Annotated in this window: 17 protein-coding genes; 6 read left to right on the top strand and 11 right to left on the bottom strand. The window is 62.8% G+C overall.

All coding sequences use genetic code 11. The features are described from left to right. The first annotated feature begins 145 nt into the window (after window positions 1–145). Together ACIU1A_RS18240 and ACIU1A_RS18235 are read left to right on the top strand one after the other, a co-directional pair. On the top strand, window positions 146–11,728 hold the full coding sequence (locus ACIU1A_RS18240) for an autotransporter-associated beta strand repeat-containing protein (RefSeq protein ID WP_404924865.1): 11,583 nt from the start codon (window positions 146–148) through the stop codon (window positions 11,726–11,728). 88 nt (window positions 11,729–11,816) lie between these two features. Further along, window positions 11,817–12,368: an invasion associated locus B family protein gene (locus tag ACIU1A_RS18235; RefSeq protein WP_404924864.1), complete on the top strand. Its 552-nt coding sequence runs from the start codon at window positions 11,817–11,819 to the stop codon at window positions 12,366–12,368. A gap of 442 nt (window positions 12,369–12,810) precedes the next feature. Here ACIU1A_RS18235 and ACIU1A_RS18230 read toward each other — a convergent pair whose 3' ends face one another. From ACIU1A_RS18230 to ACIU1A_RS18200, 7 genes are all read right to left on the bottom strand, one after another. Continuing rightward, window positions 12,811–13,575, bottom strand: a complete 765-nt coding sequence (locus ACIU1A_RS18230; RefSeq protein ID WP_404924863.1) for an ATP-binding cassette domain-containing protein — start codon at window positions 13,573–13,575, stop codon at window positions 12,811–12,813. Further along, the gene (locus tag ACIU1A_RS18225) at window positions 13,568–14,728 is read right to left on the bottom strand and encodes a hypothetical protein (RefSeq protein WP_404924862.1); all 1,161 of its coding nucleotides are present in this window, start codon (window positions 14,726–14,728) and stop codon (window positions 13,568–13,570) included. The genes ACIU1A_RS18230 and ACIU1A_RS18225 overlap by 8 nt, the downstream gene beginning before the upstream one ends. A gap of 87 nt (window positions 14,729–14,815) precedes the next feature. Then, on the bottom strand, window positions 14,816–15,217 hold the full coding sequence (locus ACIU1A_RS18220; protein ID WP_404924861.1) for a periplasmic heavy metal sensor: 402 nt from the start codon (window positions 15,215–15,217) through the stop codon (window positions 14,816–14,818). Continuing rightward, a complete protein-coding gene (locus ACIU1A_RS18215; protein ID WP_404924860.1) occupies window positions 15,214–15,648 on the bottom strand; it encodes a hypothetical protein in 435 nt (144 codons plus the stop codon). Before ACIU1A_RS18215 ends, ACIU1A_RS18220 begins: the two co-directional genes overlap by 4 nt. Beyond that, entirely contained in the window at window positions 15,645–16,241 is a 597-nt protein-coding gene (locus ACIU1A_RS18210; protein WP_404924859.1) for an RNA polymerase sigma factor, read from the bottom strand. Before ACIU1A_RS18210 ends, ACIU1A_RS18215 begins: the two co-directional genes overlap by 4 nt. 96 nt (window positions 16,242–16,337) lie before the next feature. Beyond that, window positions 16,338–16,721 carry a hypothetical protein gene (locus ACIU1A_RS18205; protein ID WP_404924858.1) on the bottom strand — a complete coding sequence of 128 codons (384 nt, stop codon included), beginning with the start codon at window positions 16,719–16,721 and terminating at the stop codon, window positions 16,338–16,340. 42 nt (window positions 16,722–16,763) lie between these two features. Then, window positions 16,764–17,198 (bottom strand): EF-hand domain-containing protein, encoded by a 435-nt coding sequence (locus ACIU1A_RS18200; protein WP_404924857.1) that lies wholly within the window; start codon window positions 17,196–17,198, stop codon window positions 16,764–16,766. 250 nt (window positions 17,199–17,448) lie between these two features. Here ACIU1A_RS18200 and ACIU1A_RS18195 point away from each other — a divergent pair, with 250 nt between their 5' ends. The 3 genes from ACIU1A_RS18195 to ACIU1A_RS18185 are packed head-to-tail and all read left to right on the top strand — an operon-like array spanning window position 17,449 to window position 18,832. Then, entirely contained in the window at window positions 17,449–17,871 is a 423-nt protein-coding gene (locus ACIU1A_RS18195; protein ID WP_404924856.1) for an EF-hand domain-containing protein, read from the top strand. A 39-nt stretch (window positions 17,872–17,910) separates the two neighbouring features. Then, complete coding sequence (locus tag ACIU1A_RS18190) at window positions 17,911–18,336, top strand: BA14K family protein (protein WP_140518265.1); 426 nt, start codon at window positions 17,911–17,913, stop codon at window positions 18,334–18,336. A 52-nt stretch (window positions 18,337–18,388) separates the two neighbouring features. Next, window positions 18,389–18,832 carry a VOC family protein gene (locus ACIU1A_RS18185; protein ID WP_140672715.1) on the top strand — a complete coding sequence of 148 codons (444 nt, stop codon included), beginning with the start codon at window positions 18,389–18,391 and terminating at the stop codon, window positions 18,830–18,832. A gap of 924 nt (window positions 18,833–19,756) precedes the next feature. Here ACIU1A_RS18185 and ACIU1A_RS18180 read toward each other — a convergent pair. From ACIU1A_RS18180 to ACIU1A_RS18165, 4 genes are all read right to left on the bottom strand, one after another. Continuing rightward, window positions 19,757–20,257: a phosphotransferase family protein gene (locus ACIU1A_RS18180; protein ID WP_404924855.1), complete on the bottom strand. Its 501-nt coding sequence runs from the start codon at window positions 20,255–20,257 to the stop codon at window positions 19,757–19,759. Next, window positions 20,254–20,703 carry a hypothetical protein gene (locus tag ACIU1A_RS18175; RefSeq protein ID WP_404924854.1) on the bottom strand — a complete coding sequence of 150 codons (450 nt, stop codon included), beginning with the start codon at window positions 20,701–20,703 and terminating at the stop codon, window positions 20,254–20,256. The genes ACIU1A_RS18180 and ACIU1A_RS18175 overlap by 4 nt, the downstream gene beginning before the upstream one ends. Then, entirely contained in the window at window positions 20,704–21,828 is a 1,125-nt protein-coding gene (locus tag ACIU1A_RS18170) for a phosphotransferase (protein WP_404924853.1), read from the bottom strand. 75 nt (window positions 21,829–21,903) lie between these two features. Further along, the gene (locus ACIU1A_RS18165) at window positions 21,904–22,668 is read right to left on the bottom strand and encodes a DeoR/GlpR family DNA-binding transcription regulator (protein ID WP_404924852.1); all 765 of its coding nucleotides are present in this window, start codon (window positions 22,666–22,668) and stop codon (window positions 21,904–21,906) included. 592 nt (window positions 22,669–23,260) lie between these two features. Here ACIU1A_RS18165 and ACIU1A_RS18160 point away from each other — a divergent pair. Continuing rightward, window positions 23,261–24,814 (top strand): ABC transporter substrate-binding protein, encoded by a 1,554-nt coding sequence (locus tag ACIU1A_RS18160; RefSeq protein ID WP_140518272.1) that lies wholly within the window; start codon window positions 23,261–23,263, stop codon window positions 24,812–24,814. Window positions 24,815–24,881: the final 67 nt, after the last annotated feature.

The raw sequence follows: 24,881 nt of genomic DNA, 5'->3' as shown, positions 1-24,881 counted from the left end.
GTAACCAGACCAAAGCACGGCGGGTGTTTTTGTTAAAGGCCGTACTTTTCTGAAATACGGCTGGACGATTCCGTGCCTTTCTTTAATCAGGTGTCCTGATTCTTCGAGCACCATGAATTATGACTTGCTAATGTTAGGGGGATACATGGCTGGGTTGGCCTGCGGCGGGACGATCCACGAGCAGATGGAGACCGGCGACGGCGCCGGCGAGCTAAGGCTGAAAACCGGCGGCCGGCATCCCGGACGCGCATTCTCCCACACGCGTTCGGGCCGTCGGGGGGCGCCGGAAAGGCAAGCTGAAAGGCCTGTTTTCTCGCAGCTTCTGCGCGGTGGGCGCATGACCAAGTGGAAGGGCGAGGCTGCGAGCTTTGCGCCAAATTCGGCTCAGCTCGTGTCCGCAATCGCAAGAAACGGACGCGCGGTGCTCTTGCCCGCATTGCTGCTTCTGGGGCTGGCTACAAGTCAAGCGTCAGCCGCGGATCTCTATTGGGATGCGAACAACAGCGGGATCGGGATTGGCGGAACAGGAACGTGGGATACGAGCACGTCCTCCTGGAACACGACCGGCAATGATGTGGCCGGCCCGTTCACGACATGGAACAATGCCACCCCGGATAACGCCATCTTCCAGGGCACCGCTGGCACGGTCATGCTCGGCGGCCCGATCACGGCGGGCGGCCTCACCTTTAACGTCAACGGCTACACCATCGCCGGCGGCACACTGACGCTCGGCGGGGCGACGCCGACGATCAATGCCGTCGGCAACACTACCATCAGTTCGGTTATTGCCGGTAGCGCGGGGCTTACAAAGGCGGGCGCGGCCGTACTCACCCTGACGGGCGCGAACACCTTCACGGGTGGCGTCATAGTCAACGGGGGAACGCTCTCGGTCGGTTCGGATGCAGCGCTCGGCAACATCAGCAACAGCGTCACGCTGAACGACGGCACTACTTTTACGGCCACGGGCGCCCTGAGCACCACCCGCCAGGTAGTCTTGAACGGCGCTGCCACAATTTCTGGTGCTGGCGTGGGCTCCGCCCTAATAACGGGCGCTGGCACCCTCTCCGTCGTGAGAAGCGTCACGATGAGCAATGACGCCAATACCTACACAGGCACAACGATTCTGAACTCCCCCGGTGCCGCTGGAACGGTGTGGTTTACATCCGTCAGGGATACGGGCACGGCGAGTTCGCTGGGAGCGAGTGGCGATATCCTCGTCAGGGGCGTGAGTACCTATACCGGTGACGGCGACACCACCAACCGCACATTCCGGTTTACACCTTCCAGCAACACGTCGGCGACGCTGAGCAACTTGGGGACCGGTACCCTGGCCCTGACGAGCTCGATATCCTTTGAAGGAGGCCCGCTCGGAATTGCCATCTCGGCCACAAGCGCCGATATCGATCTCTCCGGTACGATCAGTGGCACCAATACGTCGACTGTCACCTATACCGGAGCCGGCACCACGCGCGCGATCACGCTCGGAGGAGCCAATACCTACACAGGTGCCAACAGCATCGGCGCCGTGACGCTGACAGTCTCGACCCTCGCCGACCGGGGCTCTGCCAGCTCCCTCGGCACGAACGACAATACGGGCGCGGGGCTTGCCGACATCCAGATCAACAATGGCACGCTCAGCTATACGGGCGACGGCGACAGCAGCAATCGAACCTGGAAGATTTCCAACAATTCGAGCCTGCTCAATAACGGCACCGGTGCACTGGCCCTCACGGGGGCGGTGACCTTCGACCCCGTTGCGAGCATCGACACGCTCACCCTCGGCGGCAGTTCCACGACCGAGAATACCATTTCGGGCGACCTCACCGGATCCGGACGCGTGGTCATGGATGGTGCGGGCACTTGGGTCCTTTCCGGCGCCAACACCTTTACGGGAGGTGTCACCGTCCAAAGCGGCACGTTGCGCGCCAACACGGCCCTCAGCGCGACCACCAGCGTCACCGTGAACGGCGGCACCCTCGACCTCGCCGGGAATGATCTGTCCCTGAACGCGCTTGCCGGCACTGGCGGCACTCTCGCGTTGGGTGCCGGGAACCTGACGCTCACACTGGGCACCGGGGGCAGCAGTAGCTACGGCGGCAGCATCACCGGAACCGGCAGCCTGACCAAGCTCGGCGCTGGCACGCTGACGCTCACCGGCGCGAACACCTATACCGGCGCGACGACCGTCGGCGGCGGCACCCTGGCGCTCGACTTCTCGCCGGCCGGCGGGCCGACTAGTAACATCATCTCCGCTTCTTCCGCCCTCATCATGAAAGGCGGCACGGTCAAGCTCACCGGCGCGGCGGGCGAAACCAACGTCCAGAGCTTCGGCGGACTCACCATCACGACAGGCAACAATGTTGTCAGCGCCACTTCCGGCAGCGGCGGCAGCACCACTATCAATCTCGGGTCCGTCAGCCGCACGGGCGGACTTGCCAACTTCGTGCTGCCGACGACAGGCGCGATCACGACCAGCAATCCCAATGGCGCCTTGGGTGGATGGGCCACCGTCAACGGCTCGGACTATGCCAAGGTTCAGGGGGGCAACATCGTTGCCTTTACCTCGGCCGATTACGTCAACAAGGACGACGCCTCGACCTGGCAAGCCAACCAGATCATCAGCGATGCCGGTAATGCCGCCAACACGCCCTATTTTGGAACAGTAGGCAGCAGCGTGCAGATCGGCGGCCTGCAATACACCGCGGCGGCCAACTCCACGGTTACCGTGGCTGGTGGCCAAAGGCTTGGCGTCGACGGGACCATCATCGTCGCCCCGTCCGTAGGAGCGGCCAACCAGACTATCACTGGCGGTTCCATTACCGGCACGCTGGGTGGCGGCGTCCTGGGCATCCAGCAGAACGGTACCGGCACCTTCACCATCGCCTCGACCGTCGTCGACAACACGGGTGCCATCGGCTTCACCAAAGCCGGCACAGGCAAAGTGGCGCTGTCCGGCAGCAACACCTACACCGGCCCCACCACAGTGGCGCAAGGCACGCTCTCGATCAATTCGGTAGCCAATGCGGGACAGGCGAGCGCTATCGGCGCGGCCGCGACCGATCCGTCGAACCTCGTCATCCAGGGCGCGACGCTGGAATATACTGGTGGAACCGCCTCCACCGACCGCGGATTCACCATCGCCCGCTCCGGCGCCAACACCTCGGGCACGATCTCCGTTGCCAATGCCGCCAGCAACCTGACCTTCTCCGGGCAAGTGGTGAGTCCCGACGCTGCCAATTTCATCAAGGATGGGGCGGGCACACTCACGCTTGCGGGCAGCAACAACAGCTATACCGGCAACACCACGGTCAATGGCGGCACGCTCGCGGTCGCCACGCTCGCCAACGGTGGCGTCAATAGCTCCATCGGCGCATCCAGCAGCGCCTCGTCCAGCCTCGTCCTGCAGAACGGGGGCAAATTGGACTATCTCGGTGCCACGGCGACGAGCAACCGCGGTTTCACGCTCGCTTCGGCAGGCGGCATCGGCGTTAGCAATAGTGCCACGACCTTGACGCTGAGCGGTGTCGCCACCGGGCCGGGCAGCCTGACCAAGACAGGTCCCGGAACGCTGGTGCTGTCCGGCACCAATGATTATACCGGCGGCACCACGGTAAGCACGGGCATTTTGCGCGCGGGTTCTAGCAGCGCCTTCGGCACCGGTGCAATGACGGTTGCAACCGGAGCGACTCTCGACCTCGCCAACAACAGCAACTCTGTCGGCGCGCTCGGCGGCTCCGGCAACGTGGCCCTGGGCACCGCAAGGCTCACGATCAACGGCGGCGGAGCATTCAGTGGGGTGATCAGCGGCACTGCTGCTGGCGGTGTTACCGTTGCCTCGGCGACGCAGACATTCAGTGGCTGCGGCAACAACTATAACGGCTCCACCATCCTTCAGGGCAGCAGCACATTGAACGTTGGCTGCCTGGCCAATGGGGGACTGGCGAGCGACATCGGCGCCTCCGGCAACGCTTCGACCAACCTGGTATTCAACAATGGCGCACTGAACTATACCGGCACTACGGTGACGACCGACCGCGGCTTCCAGCTTTTGGGCGGTACTGGTGCGGTCGGCGTGGCGAATGCGACAACGACGTTGACGTTTGGCGGCCAGGTCATTGGAGGCGGCACCCTCCGTAAGGACGGCCCGGGCACGTTGGTTCTTTCTGGCAGCAATTCCTACACCGGCGGCACAACTGTAACTGGGGGCACCCTGCGCGCCGGCTCGACGAGCTCCTTCGGCACCGGTGGCATGACCGTGAACGCCGGCACGACACTTGACCTCGCGAATCTCAGCAACACCGTCGCCGGTCTTGCGGGCAGCGGCGATGTTACGCTCGGTTCGGCGACCCTCACTCTGAGCGATGGGCTCAACCTCACCTTCGCCGGCGCGATCAGCGGCACGGGCGGACTCGTGAAGAACGGTCCTCGCACGCAAGTACTGTCCGGCACGGCTAGCAGCTATACCGGTCCGACCACCATCAACGGCGGCATACTCGCCGTCGCGAGCCTCGCCAACAGTAACAGCAACAGCTCGATCGGAGCTTCGAGCAACGCAGCGACCAATCTCGTCCTCAACGGCGGCACGCTGCAATACATGGGCACGGGCGGCAGCACCGACCGGCAGTTCACGCTGGGCAGCAGCGGTGGCGGCCTTGACGCTTCGGGTACTGGCGCAATCAATTTTACCAGCACGGCGGCCGTAGCCCTCCCGGGTGCGGGAGCCCGCACGCTGACGCTCTCCGGGACCAACACAGCCAACAACACGCTTTCGGCCCGCATAGACAATCCCTCCGGCGCTACGACCGCGCTCACCAAGTCCGGCACCGGCACATGGGTGCTCAAAAACCAGACAAGCACTTATACTGGGGTCACCAGCATCGGTGGCGGTGTGCTTGCTGTCGACAAGTTGGCCAATGGTGGACAGGCGAGCTCTATCGGCATGTCAGCCAAGGATGCGTCGAACCTGGTGATCGGCAGCGGATCGACGCTGCGTTACACCGGCAGCGGCGACACCACGGATCGCCTCTTCACGCTCTCAACGGGCACCAGCTTCATCGAATCTTCCGGAACGGGGGCGATTGTCTTCAGCAATACAGGGTCGGCGGCCTATACCGGCCTTGGTAACCGGACACTTGCGCTTGGCGGTACAAACACCGGCCTCAATACCATGGGCGGCACCATCGTCGACGGTCCCGGCGGCGTGACCACGCTCGCCAAAAACGACGCCGGCACCTGGGTGCTGACGGGCAACAACACCTTCACAGGCAACACCGTCATCAACGATGGCAACCTGATCATCGGCAACGGCGGCTCGACCGGCAATGCGGGGGCGGGCAATGTCATCGTCGCAAACGCGACCTCTACGCTGTCGTTCAACCGCAGCGACACGTTCGATTTCGCCGGCAATCTCAGCGGCACCGGCAACATCGCCCAGATCGGCACAGGCACCACCAGGCTCACCTCGGCGATCGACAGCAGTATCGGCGGCACGACGCGGGTCGACGCTGGGATGTTGGAGCTTGCGAGTAATCTCACGACCGGAGGCGGCACCACTGTGAACGCCGGCACGCTTCAGGTCGATGCTGGCAAGACATTGACGACGCCGACGCTGGCCATGAACGCCGGCTCGACGCTAAACGTCGCCGGCACGGTGCAGGCTGCCGGGCCCACGCCCGTGGCGATAACCGGTGACGCCGGTGCGAGCACGATCAACGTCGCTGCTGGCGGTACGTTGCGCGGCAACGGCGATCTCGGCGGCGGCAGCGACATCGTCAATCTGACCGGAACATTGAACACCGGCGCCGGAACATTCAACCTTGGCGCTGGCAACGACACGCTGACGCTCAACGACGGCGGCGTTCTCACCGGAACGGTCGACGCCGGCACCGGTGGCCAGACGGGCGCGGGCGATACGCTTCGTGTAATCAACTCGGCGGCTCGCACAGTGCAGGGCGCGGGCATCAGCGGGTTCGAGAGCCTTGATAAGCAAGGCGCCGGAACCCTGACGCTTTTTGGTGACCACAATTACAGCGGCGGGACGACGATCCAGAACGGGACGCTCCAGCTGGGTAACGGTGCGGTAGCGGCTAGCTTGACGACGCCAACCGTCGCCAACAACGGCACGCTCGCGTTCAACATGAACAGCGATTATGCGTTCGGCGGCATCATCTCCGGCACGGGCTCACTCAACAAGCTCGGTACCGGCACAACGACGCTGACTGGCAATAACACATACGCCGGCGCGACGAACGTCACTGCCGGCACTCTGCTCGTTGATGGCAATCAGTCCGGTGCGACCGGACCCACCAATGTCTCGGCGAGCGGCACTCTGGGTGGCACCGGCATCATTGGCGGCAGCGTCACAGTCGCCGATGGCGGCACGCTGAGCCCCGGTGATGCCGGTAACGCCCCAGGCACGCTGACCATCAATGGCAATCTGGCGCTCGCCAACTCCAACCTCAACATCAATTTCGGCCAGGCGAATGTGCCCGGCGGTCCGCTCAACGATCTCATCAATGTCGGCGGCAACCTGACGCTCGACGGCACTCTGAACGTCAGCCAAAGCGTAGGGGGCAATTTCGGTCCCGGCGTCTACCGCATCATCAACTACAACGGCTCGCTTTCGGACAATGGTCTCGACGTCACGGATCCAAACTATTCCGTGCAGACGTCCGTGGCCAACCAGGTCAACCTGGTCAATTCAGCCGGACTTGCCTTGACCTATTGGGACGGCGATGCCGGCCCGCATTCGAACGGCGCCGTCAATGGTGGCAACGGCACCTGGCGCGCCGCCGGCGACCAGAACTGGACCGACGCGACCGGGCTCTTCGCCGCTCCGTTCGCCAATGACAGCTTCGCCATCTTCCAGGGCACCGCGGGCACGGTTACGGTCGACAACACCAACGGTCAGGTCGGTGTTGCCGGCATGCAGTTCGCGACCGATGGCTATGTGGTGCAGAGCGGGGACATCGCGCTGGTCAATGCGCAATCGATCATCCGCGTCGGCGACGGCACGGCGGCAGGTGCGGCTTACGTTGACACGATAGCTTCCAATCTGACGGGCGCCAGCCAGTTGGTGAAGACCGACCTCGGCACGCTGGTCCTGACCGGCGCCAACAGCTACAGCGGGGGCACCGCCATCAATGGCGGCACGGTGCAGATCGCCGACGACAACAATCTCGGCGACGCTTCGGGCGTTCTTTCGCTAAACAGCGGCACGCTGCACACGACCGCCAACATGAACTCGGCGCGTTCCGTGGCGCTAAACGCCGGCGGCGGCACTTTCGAGACCGACAGCGTCACCAGCATGGTGCTGAACAGCACGGTCAGTGGCGCTGGCGCGCTGACCAAGGAAGGCGGCGGCACGCTCATCCTGGCAGGCGCCAATATCTATCAGGGTGGCACGTTCATCAATGACGGCACGGTCCAAATCACGGCCGACGGCAACCTTGGCAACGCGGCCGGCAAGGTCACGTTCGACGGGGGAACGCTGCATGTGGTCGGATCGGGTTTGTCGTCGGCACGAGATGTAACGCTCAACGCCGGCGGCGGCGCGATTGCCGTTGACAATTTCGTGGAATGGGCCGGCTCGATAGACGGGTCAGGCGCACTTACGTCGGCAGGGCCCGGCTTTCTCGCCCTGAGCGGCGACAGCACCTATACGGGCGGCACGACCATTGCTGGCGGAGATCTGCAACTTGGCAACGGTGGCACAACGGGCTCGATCCTGGGCGATGTCGTCAACAACGGGAACCTGGGTTTTGATCGCTCAAACCTGTATACCTTCGACGGTGTGATCTCCGGCAGTGGCCAAGTCACGCAGGTAGGCGTCGGCACCACGGTGCTCACAGCTGACAACACCTATGCCGGTTCGACGCAGGTCTTTGGTGGCTCCCTCTACATCGACGGCGACCAGAGCGCCGCTACCGGACAGACATTAGTCAACAATGGCACGCTGGGCGGCAATGGCATTATCGGCGGCCTAGTGACCCTCTTTCCGGGCGCCAGACTCGCTCCCGGCGATGTCGGCACCACCCCCGGCACGCTCACCATCAATGGCGGTCTTGTGCTGGCCATTGGTTCGAACCTCGACTATTCGTTCGGCCAGGCGGGTGTGGTCGGGGGCGCTTACAACGACCTGACCGTCGTTCATGGCAATCTGACCCTCAACGGTACGATCAACGTCACCGAGGCCCCTGGCGGCAATTTCGGGCCGGGCATCTATCGCGTCATCAGCTATGACGGCACGCTGACCGGCAATGGACTGAACACGACATCGCCCAATCACGTGGCGCAGACGTCGGTCGCCGGGCAGGTCAATCTCGTTGACACCAGCGGCCTGACCCTCAATTTCTGGGACGGCGACGCCGGCCCCAAGGCCGATGGCGCCGTCAATGGCGGCAACGGGTTCTGGCAGTCCCCCAGCGGGAACGACAACTGGACCGACAGCGACGGCAGCGTCAACGCTCCCTTCCCCGACACCGCGTTTGCCATTTTTGCCGGCGCGGCGGGAACCGTAACGGTCGACAACAGCTTTGGCGATGTCAGTGCTCTCGGAATGCAGTTCGCCACCGGCGGCTATGTGATCCAAGGACAGGACGTCGCGTTGGTCGGTCCGCAGTCGACCATCCGCGTCGGCGATGGAACGCTGTCCGGCGCCGCTTACACGGCAACCATCGCCTCCAACCTGACCGGTGCCAGCCAACTGGTGAAGACCGATCTCGGCACGCTGGTACTTGGCGGCGCTAACAGCTACAGCGGCGGCACCGTTATCAAGAACGGCAGCCTCTTGGTTTCTGCCGATGCCAATCTTGGCGATGCAGCCGGCGGTCTAAGCCTGGATGACGGCGCAACGCTGCAGACCGCCGCCGCATTCACCTCGGCGCGCGACGTCACTCTCACTTCGGGCACCGGTACCTTCCAGGCCGATGCGGATCTTACCCTTTCGGGCCTGATCGGCGGCGCGGGCGGTTTGAACAAGACGGGCGCCGGAGCACTCACCCTGACCGGCTCCAACAGCTATGCGGGGCCGAGCACAGTGACGGCCGGCGGCCTCTATATCGATGGCGACAACAGAGCAGCCACCGGCGCAGTCTCGGTTGCCAGCGGTGCGACCATCGGCGGCAAGGGCACTGTCGGCGGCGATGTGACCGTCGCCGATGGTGCAACGCTTTCGCCCGGCTCGGTCGACGGCACGCCCGGCACACTGGCGATCGCCGGGAGCCTCAACCTGTCCAGCGGCTCTGTCCTCAACTATTCCTTCGGGGAAGCGGGCGTCGCCGGCGGGGCTCTCAACGACCTGACGACGGTCGGGGGCAATCTCGTCCTCGATGGCATCCTCAATGTCAGCGCGAGCGCGGGCGGTACCTTCGGGCCCGGCGTCTACCGCGTCTTCAGCTATGACGGGTCGCTGACCAACAACGGCCTCGTCGTAGGCACGATCCCGTCAACCGGCTATTCGATCCAGACCTCGATCGATCACCAGGTGAACCTCGTCAACACGCAGGGCCTCACCTTCAACTACTGGGACGGCAATGCCGGCCCGAAGAACAATGGCGTGATCAATGGCGGCGACGGCGTGTGGCAGACCTCGGCGGGCAACGACAACTGGGCCAATGAGACGGGCACGGTCAATGCTCCCTTCGCCGACGCCTCCTTCGCCATCTTTGCCGGCCAGGCCGGCACGGTGACGGTGGACGACGGCTTGGGCCAGGTGACGGCCTCCGGCATGCAGTTCATGACTGGCGGCTATAGTGTCCAGGGCGGCGGCATCGCGCTCACCGGAGCATCCAGCAGCATCGTCGTCGGTGACGGCACGGCGGCTGGCGCCGGGATGACGGCAACGATCGCGTCGGCTCTTTCGGGCAATGCGCAACTGGTCAAGTCCGACCGCGGCACGCTGGTCCTGACCGGCGCCAACAGCTACACCGGCGGCACGGCGATCAATGGCGGCACGCTACAGGTCTCCGCCGACGCCAATCTGGGCGATACCGCCGGCGGGCTCAGCTTCGATGGCGGTACGCTGCGCACGACCGACAGTTTTGCCACTTCGCGTGCGGTGAATGTCATGAGCTCCGGCACGGTCTCCACTGCGGCCGCCACGACACTGACTCTGAACAGCGCGCTGAGCGGTTCGGGCGCATTCACCAAAGCCGGCGACGGCACCCTCGTGCTGGCCTCGGGAGGCTCCGCTTTTGCCGGTCCGACCTCCGTGCAGCAGGGCACCTTGGCGGCGGGTGCGGTGGATGCGCTCGGCGCCGCATCGGCATACACGGTTGCCTCGGGTGCAACGCTCGATCTCGGCGGCTTCAACCAGACCGTCGCCTCGCTCGGCAACGCGGGCTCGGTGCGGTTGGGCACCGCGCTCGGCACGACGCTGACTGTCAATGGCGACTACACCGGCAATGGCGGAACCATCTTCCTCAATGCCACGCTCAACGGCGATGCTTCGACCACCGACAAGTTGCTAGTGCATGGCAATACATCCGGCACCGGTATTCTTGCGGTCGCCAATGTCGGTGGGGCAGGGGCGCAGACCGTCGAGGGCGTCAAGATCGTCGATGTCGACGGAAGCTCGGCCGGCACCTTCTCGCTTGCCGGCGACTATGTCTTCCAGGGCGACCAGGCCGTGGTCAGCGGCGCCTATGCCTACCGGCTCTACAAGAACGGTGTCAGCACGCCGAGCGACGGCGACTGGTATCTGCGCTCGGAACTGACCACTCCGACCGGCCCACAGGCACCGCTCTATTCGCCGGCCGTGCCGATCTATGAGGCCTATCCCGGCGTCCTGCAGAGCTTGAACGAACTGGGCACTTTGCAGCAGCGCCTCGGCAACCGGTCCTGGGTGGGTGCCGCCCAGGGCGCCGACGAGATCGGCAGCGTTCCGACACAGAACGCCATCTGGGCCCGCATCGAGGGCGCCCATACGCGGCAGAGTCCCGATAGCGCCACCACCGTCTCGGACTATGACGTGACGACATGGAGACTGGAGTCAGGCGTCGACGGGCTGCTCTACGAGGACGCCACCGGCATCCTGCTTGGCGGTGTCTCTTTCCATTACGGCACGGCCTCGTCGGACATCTTCTCGATCTATGGGGCCGGCTCCATCGATGCCACCGGCTATGGCTTCGGCGGCACGCTGACCTGGTATGGTGACAATGGCTTCTACACCGACGCGCAGGCCCAGGTGACGTGGTATGACAGCGACCTGAAGTCCGCCACGCTGGGCAGCGAACTTGCCAAAGGCAATAACGGGTTCGGTTATGCTCTGAGTATCGAAGCCGGCCAGAAGTTCGCGCTCCAGGGCAAATGGACACCGACGCCGCAGGCTCAACTCTCTTATTCCTCAGTCCGCTTCGACGGCTTCACCGATCCGTTCGATGCGGCAGTGTCGCTCGACAGCAGCCAGGCGCTCATCGGCCGTGCCGGCCTGTCGCTCGACTACGAGGATGCCTGGACAGGAGCTCAGGGAAGGGTAAGCCGATCACATCTCTACGGCATTGCCAATCTTTACTATGACTTCCTGGACGGCAATGACGTCGACGTCTCCGGCACCGCGCTGCACGAGCACGACCAGCCGCTATGGGGCGGGCTGGGTGTCGGTGGATCACTGAGCTGGAACGAGGACCGTTACACCGTCTTCGGGGAGGCCTTCGCCAGGTCGAGCCTGAAAGAGTTCGGCGACAGCCGCTCCATCGGCGCAAAGCTCGGCTTCAGCGTCAGTTGGTAGGCGGACCGAAGTGATGGTTGGGCCGATCACCATAAGGTCGGCTTATCAAATGTGTCGGCCGGCCAAGACGCCGGCTGAGTAATGAAAGGTGATCGAATTGCGCATGTGGAAATTCCCGCTGGCCAGTGCAGCCGCGACGCTCGGCTTGATGGTGATGGGCACCGCGGCTTTGTCTCAAGAGGTGACTTCAAAGCTGCCAGGCGGCGCGACCTCGCTCCAGGAGAGCTATCAAGACTGGAGCCTGACCTGTCAAAGCAGCACATCAACGGTAACGTGCGGTGTCTCCCAGCAACAGACGCAGCAGAACGGCCAGCGGCTCCTGGCTGTCGAGCTTAGGCGAAACAGCGACGCCACGCTCGCGGGCAATGTCGTGCTTCCGTTTGGGCTTATGCTCGACGCCGGCGCCGCATTGCAGATCGATGACAGCCAGCCCCTTGAGGCGCTGCGCTTCTCAACCTGCTTGCCGGCCGGCTGCATCGTGCCGCTCACCCTCGATGAAGGAACAGTAGCCGCATTGCGGGCGGGTTCGGTGCTGAAGATCAAGGTCAGAAGCACCGACCAGAAGGACGTCGCTTTGTCCGTATCGCTGAAAGGGCTCGCACCTGCTCTGGACAGGCTAAGCGTTCTTGCTGGAGCGTGACGATTCTCTGTTGGGTTGTCCGTTTCCTTACCTAACGAAAGCCGTTACTTGCCACTGATTTAAGCCGCATCGCGCTGAGCTGGATGCAAGGTCAGCTTCCCTCCAGATCATGGCGAAGCGGTCGACCCGCTTTCGTGACCAATGCGGCCGCGCTCATAACGCTATCGTCACAATGCATGATTACCTTCTTTGTGGTTAGAACTGAGGCACCGCTCTAGAAAATGCTGACCCTCGGCGACTAAGATGATGGTTATTTGTCAATGGGCTACGAAGCGGTTCGCCCAAATTGATTCAAGAAACTGATCCAGCCATTCGCTGAACCGCATTCATCTTCTACCGAATGGCAGCAATGCGCCCAATTCCGGCAGTTCGGGATGCCTTTGCCATTACCCAAAAGCAGACGTCACCCGAAAGCCATCCCCTCTCGGCAAAATATGCCGCGTTACCTCCTTCGCCAGCTCATGGGTTCCGACAGCGCCTGCATAACGTGGAGCTCAAAGGTCCCGGGTGCGTGGCTGGCGTCGGCCAACTGCCGGGCGTCCCACTCTCGGGCAATGCTGCCCTCGGCCAGAAGCACCGCGCGGCTGCACAGGCCGGGAACCGCTTCGACCACGTGGGTGGAGATGATGACGGCTTGGCGGCGGCTCGCCGCCAATGCAAGGATGACGCGTTTGACCTCGAAGGCGGCAAGCGGATCAAGGCCGTTCAGGGACTCGTCCAGGATCAGCAGCGGCGGCGCCCCGAGGAGAGCCGCGGCAATGGCGATCTTGGCCCGCGTACCGAGTGAATATTCGGCGATTGGTCGGTCGAGCCAGCGGTTGAGCCCGAGCCGGTCGGCGACATTGACGCCAGGCCAGTCGTCTTCGGCGCAGCCGCGGATCGAGGCGACGAGCTCAAGATATTGCCGCCCGGTCAGCGCCACCGGTAGATCGGATGGATGCATGGCAAGACCGAAACCGGATTTGGCACGTTCCGGTGCGCCGGCAAGGTCGATCCTGTCGATCGCCACGGTCCCCCCAAGTGGCGGAATCTGGCCGGTGATCGCCCTGAGCAAGGTGGACTTGCCCGAGCCGTTGGCGCCAAGCAGGCCAAGGATGTCGCCTCGGTCGATCGACAGATCGATGTCGCTGACGACCGCGCGGCCCCCATAGCCGGCGCTGAGCCCGCGAACCGCGAGTATCTCGACGGGATCGGCGCTGTTATCCATGGCGGTATCTCCGTTGCGCCCGGTGCCATAGGAACAGGACAAGGGCGGCAAAGCCAATCAGCACCGTGCGCCCATATTCGAGCGATTCGTAGCTGGTGTAGGCGATGGCGCTGAGGAAGCTCAGCACGGCGACGAACGGCGCGGTCATGAAATAGGCGGCGAACACCGCATAGGCGCCGTTCAGCGCCAGCAGCCAGAAACCGCTGGCAAGCGGCATCGCCCAGGCCGACGGCTCCGCCGCCAGTGCAGCGCCAGCCGGCAGGAGAAAGTAGGCGACCGACAATTGCAGGGGCAGCCGCGTCAGGCGCAGCCAGGCCCTGGTAAAGCCGAGCGGAGCCGTGCGCAGCACCGGCGAGCCGAGCGGATGGAAGCGCGCGCTCAGCATGAAGACGAGAAGGCCGCCGGTCAGGCCGGCCATGGCCGCCGGCACGGCATCGTGACGAACGAAGCTGATGGAGGCGGAAAGGGCCGCGACGACACCGAAGAAGATGGCCGCGCCAACCATTCGCCAGGACGGGCGCACATGGCCAGCCGGCACGGCCCAGGCCCAGCTGGAGAGCCAGGCTGGCGCCGAACGATCGAAGGCACCGAGCCAGGGCCGGCGCCCGCCTGGATCGCCCGCCAGATCGGCGGTGTCGGTGTGGACAAGGTCGCGAGCGCTCCGCAACCGCAGCACGGCTGAGACGCCGAAGCCAGCGCCAAACAGCATCGCGGCGCCGAGACCCCAGACTCGGGTGAGTGGTTTTGCAATGACGAAACAGCCAAGGCCCACCGTCGCCGTGACAACCACGACAAGCGGAATGCCCATCGCACATGTCGCCACCGTCGCGGTGTGCCGGCGCTCCCGAAGCGAGAGCGGCAATGCCTTCAGGAAGGGCGCGAAGGCGCGCGACAGGCAAAGTCTCGCGATCGCGCTGCCAGCGAAACCTCCAAGGCCAAGAAGTGTCACCGGCAAGCCAAAGGTCCACAGCGCCTGCGCCTGCCGCAGCATGGCCGCCCCCGCCTGCAACGCGACAACGATCTCTGCGATGGCATAGGCAAGCAGAGCGCCGCCACCAAGCCCGATCCAGGCAAGGTCGCGGCGGCGCGTCGAGCGCAAGCCAGCCGAGAGTTCGCGCCGGAGCAAGGTCAGGACAAGCCTGTCGTGCCGCATTGTTCTATCATCGCGATCGACCTCGCAAACCGGTTGGATGTCGACATAGGTCGGCGACGATTGTGCCGCCAGTAGGGCCGTCGCGCCTCAACCTCCCACGGCGGGCTTGGCGTTAACACTCTTCAGCGCGGCCAGGAGATAGTCCTGCATGGTCGCCTGCAGGTTGGTCGTTGCGCTGCGCACCCCCGCCATCGCGTTCTTCACCGCCGCTTCGTCAAAGGGTTTTGCTGTTTGTGCCGCCGCCAGATTGGCGCGCGCGGCACGCAGTTCGCGCAGTGCCTGGAAGGTGCGCGCGCGGTTGTCGCGCAGCACGCCGCGGAACTCCTTCCTCACCTCGGGCGGATAGCTGCTGGCAATCTCTGACAACAGCACGCGCGCCGCCGCGCCCTGGCGCAGGCCGTGCATGGCATAGCCGACCAGGAAGAAATTGACGGCCAGCGACAGCGCAAGCAGCACCAGCGTCGCCGTCCACATCCAGGAGCGCTTCAAAGCGAGCCCTCCTCTGCCGGATCATCCGCGACACCGCCGCTATCGGCCAGCGACGATCCCAACGCCAGCGCCAGAAGCTCCGTATCGGACGGATCGTCCTGCAACCGCGCCACCTGGTAGCCGGCCAGCGTCGCCGCCACGAGCGCGGCAGCGGCGCAGGCTACGAACCCGGTCGGACTTAAGAGCAGGCGCGCCAACAAGGACGGGCCAGGCGAGCCGGCTTCGATGCGAGCCAGCACATTGCGTGCCAGTTTTTGGTCGTCGCCATCGATCAGCGCCGCCTCGAGCACGAGGCGGTCGAGAGCGGCATCGGGATCGTTCTTCCGCTCCGCTGCCATCAAGGCCAGTGCCTGCTGGCGGAAGGGTGCGGGCCATGCCTCGACTGTGTCGCCGAAGCGACGCCTGTTTCGTTCGAATTCGTCCCGTGTCATGAGGACTTCCTTTCGCGGCTCACGGCCACCATTGCCAAATGATCCCTGAGTGCGCGCCGTCCGCGCACAAGCAATTGCTCGGCCGAGCCGACGCTGCTGCCCATCACCTCAGCGATCGCCGCGATGTCGAGGTTGCCTACGGCCCTGAGCAGAACCGCCATGCGCTGCCGTTCCGGCAGGCGCGACAGCCCGTCGCGCACGATCGCCAGCTCCTGCCGCGCCGCGGTCGTCGCTTCGGCATCGGCCTCCGGCGACGCGACCTCGTCCCTTATGTCGTCCAGCCCGATGAAACTGCGCAGCGCCCTGCGTCGACGCTGGTCGATGCAACGGTTGGCGGTGATCCGGTAGAGCCAGGTTGAAGCCCGCCCTCTGGCCGGATCGAACCGCGCGGCCTGTTTCCAGACGGTCACGAACACCTCCTGCACCACATCCTCGGCGTCGCCGGCATTGCCGAGATAGCGGGCGGCAAATATCCGCAGCCCACGGCCATGGCCGGCGATGAGCTCGGACAGCGCGCTTTGGCTGCCCGCGGCGATGCGCGCCAGAAGCTCATCGTCACCGCGGGGCTCCTCACGTCGCACGGCGGCGCGCATCCACAGGCGAAACTGCTGGTTCGGCGAATCCGAAATTCGCATCGATCAGGAGGAGCACAGAAACGAATTTCGGATTCAAGTCCATCACACCAGATGTCAGCGCCGCCAGTGGCGGAAGCCATGGACCGTGTTGCCGTTCGGGCCGGTGAAGCTGCCGACCGAGCGGCCCCGGAACGGCCCGCGCGCCGACACCCGTTTCCCCGAAAAGGACTGCCCATTCGGCCCAGTCCCAGAATAGCTTCTGGCGCAGCGGTCAACAACGCCTCCCACGCATTTGGAACTCGACGTGTAGGTGCCGCCATTCGGACCGGTGCGGGTGGTCGAGCCGGTGTAGATGCTGCTGTCCTTGCCGACGCTGCGGCTGAACTCGCCGCCATGCGCTGTCGGACGCTGCCACTCCTCGGCCGAGGCCGCCGAAGCTGCCGACCAGGCAAGCATCGCACCGAGACCTAGAATCGGAATCTTTACCGAAGACAACATGTCGTACTCCTTGTTTTGTAGAGGAATGAGAGCTGCCGATCATCAGTTGGCGTGGTCGGCGATCAGCTTGCGGACAGAGGCGATCTCGTCACCCGAGAGCTTGCCGTCACCGTCCCGGTCCGCGAGGTCGAACAAAGGCATGCTGCTGGCGAATTCCTGTTCAGAGACCTTGCCGTCGCCATTGGCGTCCATGCGCCGCCAGCGGCTGCCGAGCCGCGCCTGCGCGGCATCTGCCCGATCCATGATGGCATCGCGGGCGCTTTCGATCTCCTTCTCGTCGATGACGCCATCGCCATTGCGGTCGAGCCGCCTGAACCGGCGCTCTCGGACGGCTGTCATCTCATCCTTGGAGATGGCGTCGTCGCCATTGGTATCGATCCGTTGCAGGATGCGCTGGCCCGGCATGTCCTGTGCCTGCGCCGCGCAGAGCGGCGCAAGCCCGATGAGCAAGGCCGCAATCAGTAGCGAGCGTTTCATGATGATGTCCTTTCATTGTCAGGCCGCGGGGGCGACTGCTGACCGATACGCAGCGAGAGCCGGGCTCCTACGCTCGACACTCAAGATTCTTTGCCGGCCTTGAATTTTCTATCGCTGCGGGGATAGGCGGCTGTGCTGGCCGCACCTCGAAAAAATCATCTCGCTTTGCGTAGGACCACCACAGGCGCTGCGTAGAAGGCTCTGCAAGGACGGTCCGCGGCGGACCATCCGACCCAATGCGGAGATCAATATGAACAAGATCGTCATGGCCTTTGCCGGCCTGCTGCTTGGCGCGGGTAGCGCCTGTGCGGCGGACAGCGGTGCCAGGGAACTCTTCCGGCGCGTGGACACCAACGGCGACCGCAAGCTCGAATTCAGCGAAATCCAGGCCGCGCGAGCGCAGATGTTCGACCGGATGGATGCCAACCACAATGGTTTGCTCGACGCGGGCGAAGTGCGCGCGGCAGTGGAACAGGTGAAGTCGAAGCGCGACTTCCAGGCCGCCCAATTCGGCGGCTTCCAGGCCCAGGCCGACCGCATCGACCGCAATGGCGACGGCAAGATTTCGCGCGCCGAGTTCGCCGCCTTCATCCCTGACCGGTTGCTGCAGGCGGACACGAATGGCGATGGCGCGCTTTCTATCTCCGAACTGCGTGCGCTCCGACGTCAGTAATCCCCGAACCCTTCGACCCCATTCAACAGGAGTGAAAAGATGAAGCGGACAATCACAGCGTTTTGCGGTTTGATGATTGGCGCCACAGGGCTCGCCTCGCCGGCCGAGGCCTTGCCTGTCGTGCCGGCCTCTGCCCCGGCGTCGGTCGCCACAGCGCCGACGCCAGTCTGGTTTCGGCGCGGCTTCTACGTCGTTGGCGGCGGATACTACTATAATGGGTATCGCGGCTATGCCCGCGTGCGGCCAGGCTACCGCTACTATAATGGCTACTGGTTCCCGGCAGCCGCCTTTGCCGCCGGCGTCGCGGCGGTGACTGTCGCACCGGTAGCGCCAAGTCCGGCCGTCCGATTGGAAGCAGCGCATGTGCGCTGGTGCTACGAGCGCTACGTCTCCTACCGCGCCTGGGACAACAGCTACCAGCCCTATAACGGTCCTCGCCAACAATGTTGGTCGCCTTATAGTTGAAGGCTCTTCGCTGAGGGCCTCCAACCCTTTCAAGGCAGCATAGGAGATGACCATGATCGACAACCGCTCGATGCCCACGAGCACGGTCATACCGGTGCTTTCGTATCGCGATGTCGAGACGGCCAGCCATTGGCTTTGTGAGGCCTTCGGCTTTGAAATACGGCTGATGATCGGCAATCATCGTGCCCAGCTCGGCTTCGGAGACGGCACCGTCGTTGTCACAGAATTGAAGTCTGGCGGACTGACGGGGACAGGTGGTCCATTCGCAGTGATGGTACGCGTCGAGGATGTCGACGGGCACCACAGGCGAGCCGCGCGGCATGGCGCAGCTATTCTCAGCGGGCCAACGAGCCATCCCTATGGCGAGCGTCAGTATTCCTGCCGTGACCTCGACGGCCACAATTGGACCTTTTCGCAGTCGATCGCTGATGTAGTGCCCGAGGACTGGGGTGGCATCGTCATGGAAAGCTCAAACGGTCGTGATCTGGAGAGCTGACACCGACTTGCTGCAGCGACAGCCCATCAGCTTTTGGATTGCGACGCCGTTACGACTTGCTCAACGGCTAAGACCAACCTCATCGTGCAAGCGACTGCAGCTTGATGACCGTCTCCGATTTCCGCCACCGGGAGAAGCATTCACGAAACCAGGCGCCTTCCTCCGTTGGCGTGATGTCGGCGCTCGCGTATTGCGATCAATGGGTAATCTGGGACGATCTCGACCCAGAAGGCTTACGCCACCGCGGTACTAGCGCCGGAGCACCACGCCCACGCTAAGCTGGATGCCGCAATCGATGTTTCCCGGTCGGAAGCTGCCGATCTGCTCCGGCCCCAAAACAGCCGTGCTCGTTTGCGGGTTCATCGACTCTTTGTGGATGAAAGAGACACCGCGTGCATGGAAAACTAGTCCTCCTCCCGTCCTTAGGTTCGCCAGACCATACGAGAGAATACGATGGAAATGGGCTGGCGAACCATTCGCTAACGTATGGATTGCCCATAGGAAACGTTGACCCTGGCCGATCCCATATCAATCGATGGCGGTTTGGTGCGTAGCACCTTTTTTTTGCCAGTTTCTGGCCGACATTCTCGGACGGGAAATCATATGCTCCCAAATAGATGAATTGACTGCCCTGGGGTGCGCGACGCTTGCAAACGACCAGGTCAGAAAAATCCCGATGAAGATTGCGGCCGGGGTCGTGGCGCGGTTCTTCCCCGCCGCTATCGCGCGCGATGATCTAAGGGCTAGGCACAAGGACGCGATTGGCAGGGCGCGAGGTTGGCGCTGAGCAACGAGGAATACTGGTGCGCGACTGCCTTGGCTCGAGATCAACAGGGGTATGGACCATCCCGATTGGAGGGTCGTGATTAATGCACTGACTGCAAACCAGCCAATCGGCAATTTGAGATTCGGATCGTCCCCGAATCAGAGTGAGGCCAGCGATCGGCCCCAGCGCCGGTCGTTCAGCGTCGAGTGCAGTCGCATCCGCTTCCAGGCGCCGAACTTGTAGAAATCGAAATCAATGTCGGAGATAGCCGTCTGGATCATGGCCCAAAGCGACCATTTGAAATCGCCAAGCATCCGATAGACGAACATGCGCGCCTGAACGGCCGGCTCCACCCGGCCGAAATAGGCTTCGATGGCTTCGTTGTTCATACAATCATCGAAGAACATTTCCGAGCACCACGTTGCCAAATCGTAGCAACGGTCGTTGTTGGAAGCGTATTCGAAATCAACGATCATAATACGGCCGTCGCTGGTTGACAGGAAGTTGGCGGGGGCGGGATCGTTGTAGCAAGGCACGAGATCGATCCCCGCGGCTTCGAGCGCAGTACGCGCTGCCCGATATTGTGCGTGGATCGAAGGAAAGCCGAGGGGCAGCTCCCCTCCCAACTCGGCCAGTTGCTCGAGATGCTCCTCGATCATGTCGAAGACGGTCTTTGTGAGACCGAGAAGGGGGAGTCGTTGAACGAGCGGTAAAGCGCGATTGTGCTCTCCCTGATGCCGGCCGCGTGAAAATCCCTGGTGACGCATGTGCGGGAATTCTCGACGAAATCGTAGATTTCTATGCCCTCGTCTTTCAGATAGTCGAAGCATCGGGGCCCGATGCCGAGCAGGTAGGCTCGCTGGCCCGCTTCCAGGGACGCGGCGCGATCGATGAAGCGCTCCGTGCCCGGGCCAGGCAACTTGACAAAAAAGGAGCCGCGTTCGCCGGCCACGCTGACACGCCAGTTGGAGTTGCTGAAGCCGCCGAACATCGGCCGGTAGCGAATGGCCTTGCCTTGCCAGGCGATGACCTTGGATAATGCTGCCTCGAGTTGGCGCTCGGCGAGGGTGTTGCCTTCGCCCAGGCTTTTTTCAACGGCGGACATTCAAAGCCACCCGGCACGAGGGTCGAGATCGACGCCGGCCAATGTGGCCCGGCACCGGATCAGGCGCCAACATGCATAGCGGAAGAATTCGACATCCTTCCTTGCGGAGACGGCGTCCATGACCAGTCCCCACATGGTCCACGCCAGGTCATCGGCAACCGCATAGAGCTTGGCGCGGCGAAGGCTTTCAAGCCGCGCGCGGCCCTCGAACATTTCAAGAGCAGGCAGCATCTCTTCTTCAGGCCCGAAGGCTTCGTTCATCAGGATACCAAACTCGAAGTAGGGGTCGACATTGCGCGCCTCGTCGAAATCCACGAGTTGGATATTGCCGTGAGTGTCGATCAGGATGTTGGAGGCGAGGCCATCGGCATGAGCCGGAACGGTGTCCACGCCGGCAGCCTCGATCATGCGCTCGATACGGAACACATCGTCCTGCAAGACAGTTAGTTCACTCGGCGCACCGCTCGTGTTGCGTGCGATTTCCGCCTGAAGGATTCTGATCCTGTCGAAGACAGACCAGGTACGCGTCAGGCGAGGGCCGGAATGGATCCTGCGCTTGATGCCAAGCACGGCATCCATGACGTCTGCGTTGCGCAAGTCATTGACGCGTGCTGTCCTCCATCCGTCCAGAAATTCCATCAGCGCGATGCCGCGCACGGCGTCCGAAACCAGGATGTCGGGCGCGCAGCCGAGTATCGCCGCCTTCCGCTGGGCGTCGAAAGAAGCAGCCGTATCGATATAACGACGCTGATCGGGATGAATGACTTTCAGCAGCAGGGAAGGGCGTTGGCCTTCCATTGATAGTTCGAGCCGCGTGCTGTCGATGCCGCGATGTGTAGGCACAAGGAGACCAGGCGCGCCCGCCTCCGCCGCGACTTTTATCCGGGCTGCGCTCCATGTCTGACGGTCCAGGCGCGATGTCGCCGCGCGATCGACAAGGCCATCCCAATCCTTCGCGAGAATCGCAGAAAGTGCATTCGTCGCGGCAGTGCCGGCGACTTCCGTTAAGTCTTTGCGGGGCGTCGAGCCCTTTTCCGCCAAAGCCATTTCCATCAGGTAAGATTGTCTCGCGCACTGTTCGAACGATGCCGCTGCAGGTCCGGCCAACGGCGCCGACAGGGCCAAGCCGATGCTATCGCTCCGGTGCCTTGTGTAAAGAAAAGATTTGGAGGCAGGCAGGTTTTGGAATGCGCGCCTTGGCTAGACCCTGATGAGGTCGACGCCCAGTTCGTCGAAACGTTGCACGAACTCCTCGCCCACGCCCTTGGTCGTAATGACGTGATGCGCATCGCCAAGGCCGAAGGCGCGCACGGAGCCGAAGCGTCCGAACTTCGATGCGTCGGCCACCATGATGGTGGTGGAAGCCTGTAGTCTGGCGGCATCGTGCAGTGCGACCTCGTCCTCGCCGAAGCCCATGAAGCCGTGGTCGTAGTGAACAGCGCTGGCGCCCATCAGCGCCAGATCGAAACGATGGCCATTGAGCGCGGTGATGGTCGCGTGGCCGAAGGTCGCCTGGTACTCCGGCACCATCGGGCCGCCGAGCACGCGAACGCTGGTACCCCAGCCATGCGAAAAGAAGTGCGCCGCGACGGCAATGGAATTTGTGAAGATGGTCAGGTCCTGATGCTTGTGCAACTGCTTCACGCAGGCGAGCGTCGTCGTGCCGGAACTGACGAATATCTTCATCCCGTCGCGAACGAGGCTAGCAGCCTTCTCCGCGATCCGGTTCTTTTCCGGCGCGTTGACCTTGTTTCGTTCGACGAAGGGCTTGTCGGCCTCGTTGGGCGTGATGACCGCACCGCCATAGACTCTTCGGGCGAAGCCGTTGACTTCAAGGATGCGCAGGTCGCGCCTGATGGATTCAGGACTGACCTCAAGACGCTCCGCTAAGGCATTGACGCTCGCGCGTTCGTTGGCTCGCAGGATTTCAAGAATCTTTTCCTGCCGGAATTCTGAAAATCTCATGGACTCATTCTACCGCCGGCCGCTGGGGCAGCCCATCTGCGTTCCCTGACATGAGCGGCTCCAACAGCCTTGGGCTAATGGCTTCCGCGACCAAGTCAAGCCTCCCGTTTGCGGCATGATAAGTTCAGGCCGATGATCCGTCAATTCGGCAAAAATTCATAAAACATCCAAATCGTTCAGCCATAGCATGCATCAGGCTGAGTTTGGAAAGAAATTTCACCTTTAAAATCAACAGTTATATCAAATCTGACTGACTCTAAGCGGCCTCAATGTCATCCGATTACGAATCTGTGCGCTTGCAGAGCGGTTTGCCTTGACTCTGAATGGTGCGACTATAATGATGTTTTTGACCGATTTGTTGATTCTGGCTTTGGCGGACGAATCGGTTGCGCGACGAGCCCTTCAAGGCGCCCTTCCGGGCGCCGCGATTGAATCGCCGAGTGTGGCTGCGACGCCGCGCATTTCCTGCACATCCAGAGATGGATGGAGTGTTTCGGACCGGCGGTGGAGGCTGGGACTGTGATCGGCTTGGCAATTGATAACGAAGTCGCGCGTTCCAGCAAGGCGCGCATGCAAGCAAAGGGGAACATCAATGGTTACGCGTAGAGATCTTATTGTAGGGGCTGGTGCGCTTGGCGTGGCGGGCATGGTCGGCGGCATGCCGGTGCCAGTGCGCGCTGACGGCAAGAAAAGTGTCGTGCTTGCCTCGATGGGGCCGGTTACCGGCAACTGGGACCCGACCTCCCACACCACGCTCGGGCAGGGCAATTTCGAGAAGTTCGTGTTCAATGCGCTGACCAGGGCCCCGATGCGTGACGGCGAGGCGGACCTTCTGGAGCCGGCGCTGGCCGAAAGCTGGTCCCTGATCGACACGAACACGATCGAGTTCAAGCTGCGCGATGGTGTGAAATTCCACGATGGCAAGGAATTCGGCGCCGAGGATGTGAAGGCCACCTACGAATACTCTTCCGATCCGAAGCGCCCGGCCGCCTCATTCTGTCCTGGCAAGGTTGATGTCGAAGTCGTCGACCGCCTCACGGTTCGACTGCACACCGGGAAGTACGGCTATCCGGCTTCCGCCTGGTGGTTCATCTCGAGTGTGATACCGGTTCTGTCGGCCAAGGATGTCGCCGATCCCAAGAGCCTGGAAAAGCGCCCGAACGGCACCAACGCGTTCAAATATGTTGCCACCAACGGCGACCAGAACGTGCTGGCCGCCAATGACGATTATTTCGGCGGCCGTCCGAAAGTCGATGAGGTGATCTACGCCTACGTGCCCGACGCCAATACACGTGTCCTAGGCTTGCTCAACGGCCAGTATCATATCGCCGAGCGCCTCGAGCCAGAGCAGTACGCCTCGCTTCAGGGCAACCCCAAGGTCGTCACCCGCAAGGGCCTGACGACAGAGAACAAGTATCTGCACTTCCGCTGCAACAAGCCGCCATTCGATGATCCTCGCATCCGCCTCGCGGCATGCCATTCGATCGACCGCAAGCAGATCCTGGAACTCATGGGTGACGCGGCGCTGCCCACCAGCTGCTACATCTCGCCAATGAAGTTCGGCTTCAAGGATATCGAGGGTTATCCCGACTACAATCCGGAGGAGGCGCAGCGCCTGCTCGCGGAAGCCGGCTTCCCGAAAGGCGAAGGCCTGCCGCAGCTCGAATACATCACGTCGATCGGCTTCTATCCGAAGACGAAGGAATATGGCGAGCTGATCACCGCCATGCTCCAGGAGCAGGGCTTCAATGTCCAGCTTACCGTCCTTGAGCCGGCCGCATGGGAAGTCGCCATCTATCGGCGAGCGGACGGACAGGGTCAGGGCCATATGTGCGACGTGGGCTGGATGACGCCCTCGCCGGAGCCGGACCTTGTGCTGCGGCCGAACTGGCATTCGAGTGCCGCGCTCATCAGCGGCATTAACGATCCCGAGATCGATGCGGCGCTCGACAAGGAGCGCAAGGCACCCAATCCGGAAGAGCGCCTGAAGATTCTTACCGAGGAAACCTTCCCGACGATGGCGAAGAAGGTTCCGAGCTTCTCGTTATTCTCTGCGCTCACCTTCCATGGCGCATCCAAGAGCCTTGAGGGCGCCGTCTACCTCCCTTACGGGCCGATCGACTTGTCCAAAGCCGATCTGGTCTGACGCAAGGAACAGGCGGCGCCGGATTCTTACCGGCCAACGCCGCCACTCTCCCCGCACGAGACGGACT

Source organism: Mesorhizobium maamorense (assembly GCF_044998965.1).
Lineage (GTDB): Bacteria > Pseudomonadota > Alphaproteobacteria > Rhizobiales > Rhizobiaceae > Mesorhizobium.
Note: the sequence above shows the minus strand (reverse complement) of the source record. Positions and strands in the feature narration are given on the sequence as shown.

Excerpts from the sequence above, each read along its gene's own strand:
- ACIU1A_RS18240 (WP_404924865.1), top strand. The coding sequence starts at position 146 with ATGGCTGGGTTGGCCTGCGGCGGGACGATCCACGAGCAGATGGAGACC.
- ACIU1A_RS18230 (WP_404924863.1), bottom strand. The coding sequence starts at position 13,575 with ATGGATAACAGCGCCGATCCCGTCGAGATACTCGCGGTTCGCGGGCTC.
- ACIU1A_RS18225 (WP_404924862.1), bottom strand. The coding sequence starts at position 14,728 with ATGCGGCACGACAGGCTTGTCCTGACCTTGCTCCGGCGCGAACTCTCG.
- ACIU1A_RS18215 (WP_404924860.1), bottom strand. The coding sequence starts at position 15,648 with ATGACACGGGACGAATTCGAACGAAACAGGCGTCGCTTCGGCGACACA.
- ACIU1A_RS18210 (WP_404924859.1), bottom strand. The coding sequence starts at position 16,241 with ATGCGCGCCGCCGTGCGACGTGAGGAGCCCCGCGGTGACGATGAGCTT.
- ACIU1A_RS18205 (WP_404924858.1), bottom strand. The coding sequence starts at position 16,721 with ATGTTGTCTTCGGTAAAGATTCCGATTCTAGGTCTCGGTGCGATGCTT.
- ACIU1A_RS18200 (WP_404924857.1), bottom strand. The coding sequence starts at position 17,198 with ATGAAACGCTCGCTACTGATTGCGGCCTTGCTCATCGGGCTTGCGCCG.
- ACIU1A_RS18195 (WP_404924856.1), top strand. The coding sequence starts at position 17,449 with ATGAACAAGATCGTCATGGCCTTTGCCGGCCTGCTGCTTGGCGCGGGT.
- ACIU1A_RS18190 (WP_140518265.1), top strand. The coding sequence starts at position 17,911 with ATGAAGCGGACAATCACAGCGTTTTGCGGTTTGATGATTGGCGCCACA.
- ACIU1A_RS18185 (WP_140672715.1), top strand. The coding sequence starts at position 18,389 with ATGATCGACAACCGCTCGATGCCCACGAGCACGGTCATACCGGTGCTT.
- ACIU1A_RS18180 (WP_404924855.1), bottom strand. The coding sequence starts at position 20,257 with ATGATCGAGGAGCATCTCGAGCAACTGGCCGAGTTGGGAGGGGAGCTG.
- ACIU1A_RS18175 (WP_404924854.1), bottom strand. The coding sequence starts at position 20,703 with ATGTCCGCCGTTGAAAAAAGCCTGGGCGAAGGCAACACCCTCGCCGAG.
- ACIU1A_RS18165 (WP_404924852.1), bottom strand. The coding sequence starts at position 22,668 with ATGAGATTTTCAGAATTCCGGCAGGAAAAGATTCTTGAAATCCTGCGA.
- ACIU1A_RS18160 (WP_140518272.1), top strand. The coding sequence starts at position 23,261 with ATGGTTACGCGTAGAGATCTTATTGTAGGGGCTGGTGCGCTTGGCGTG.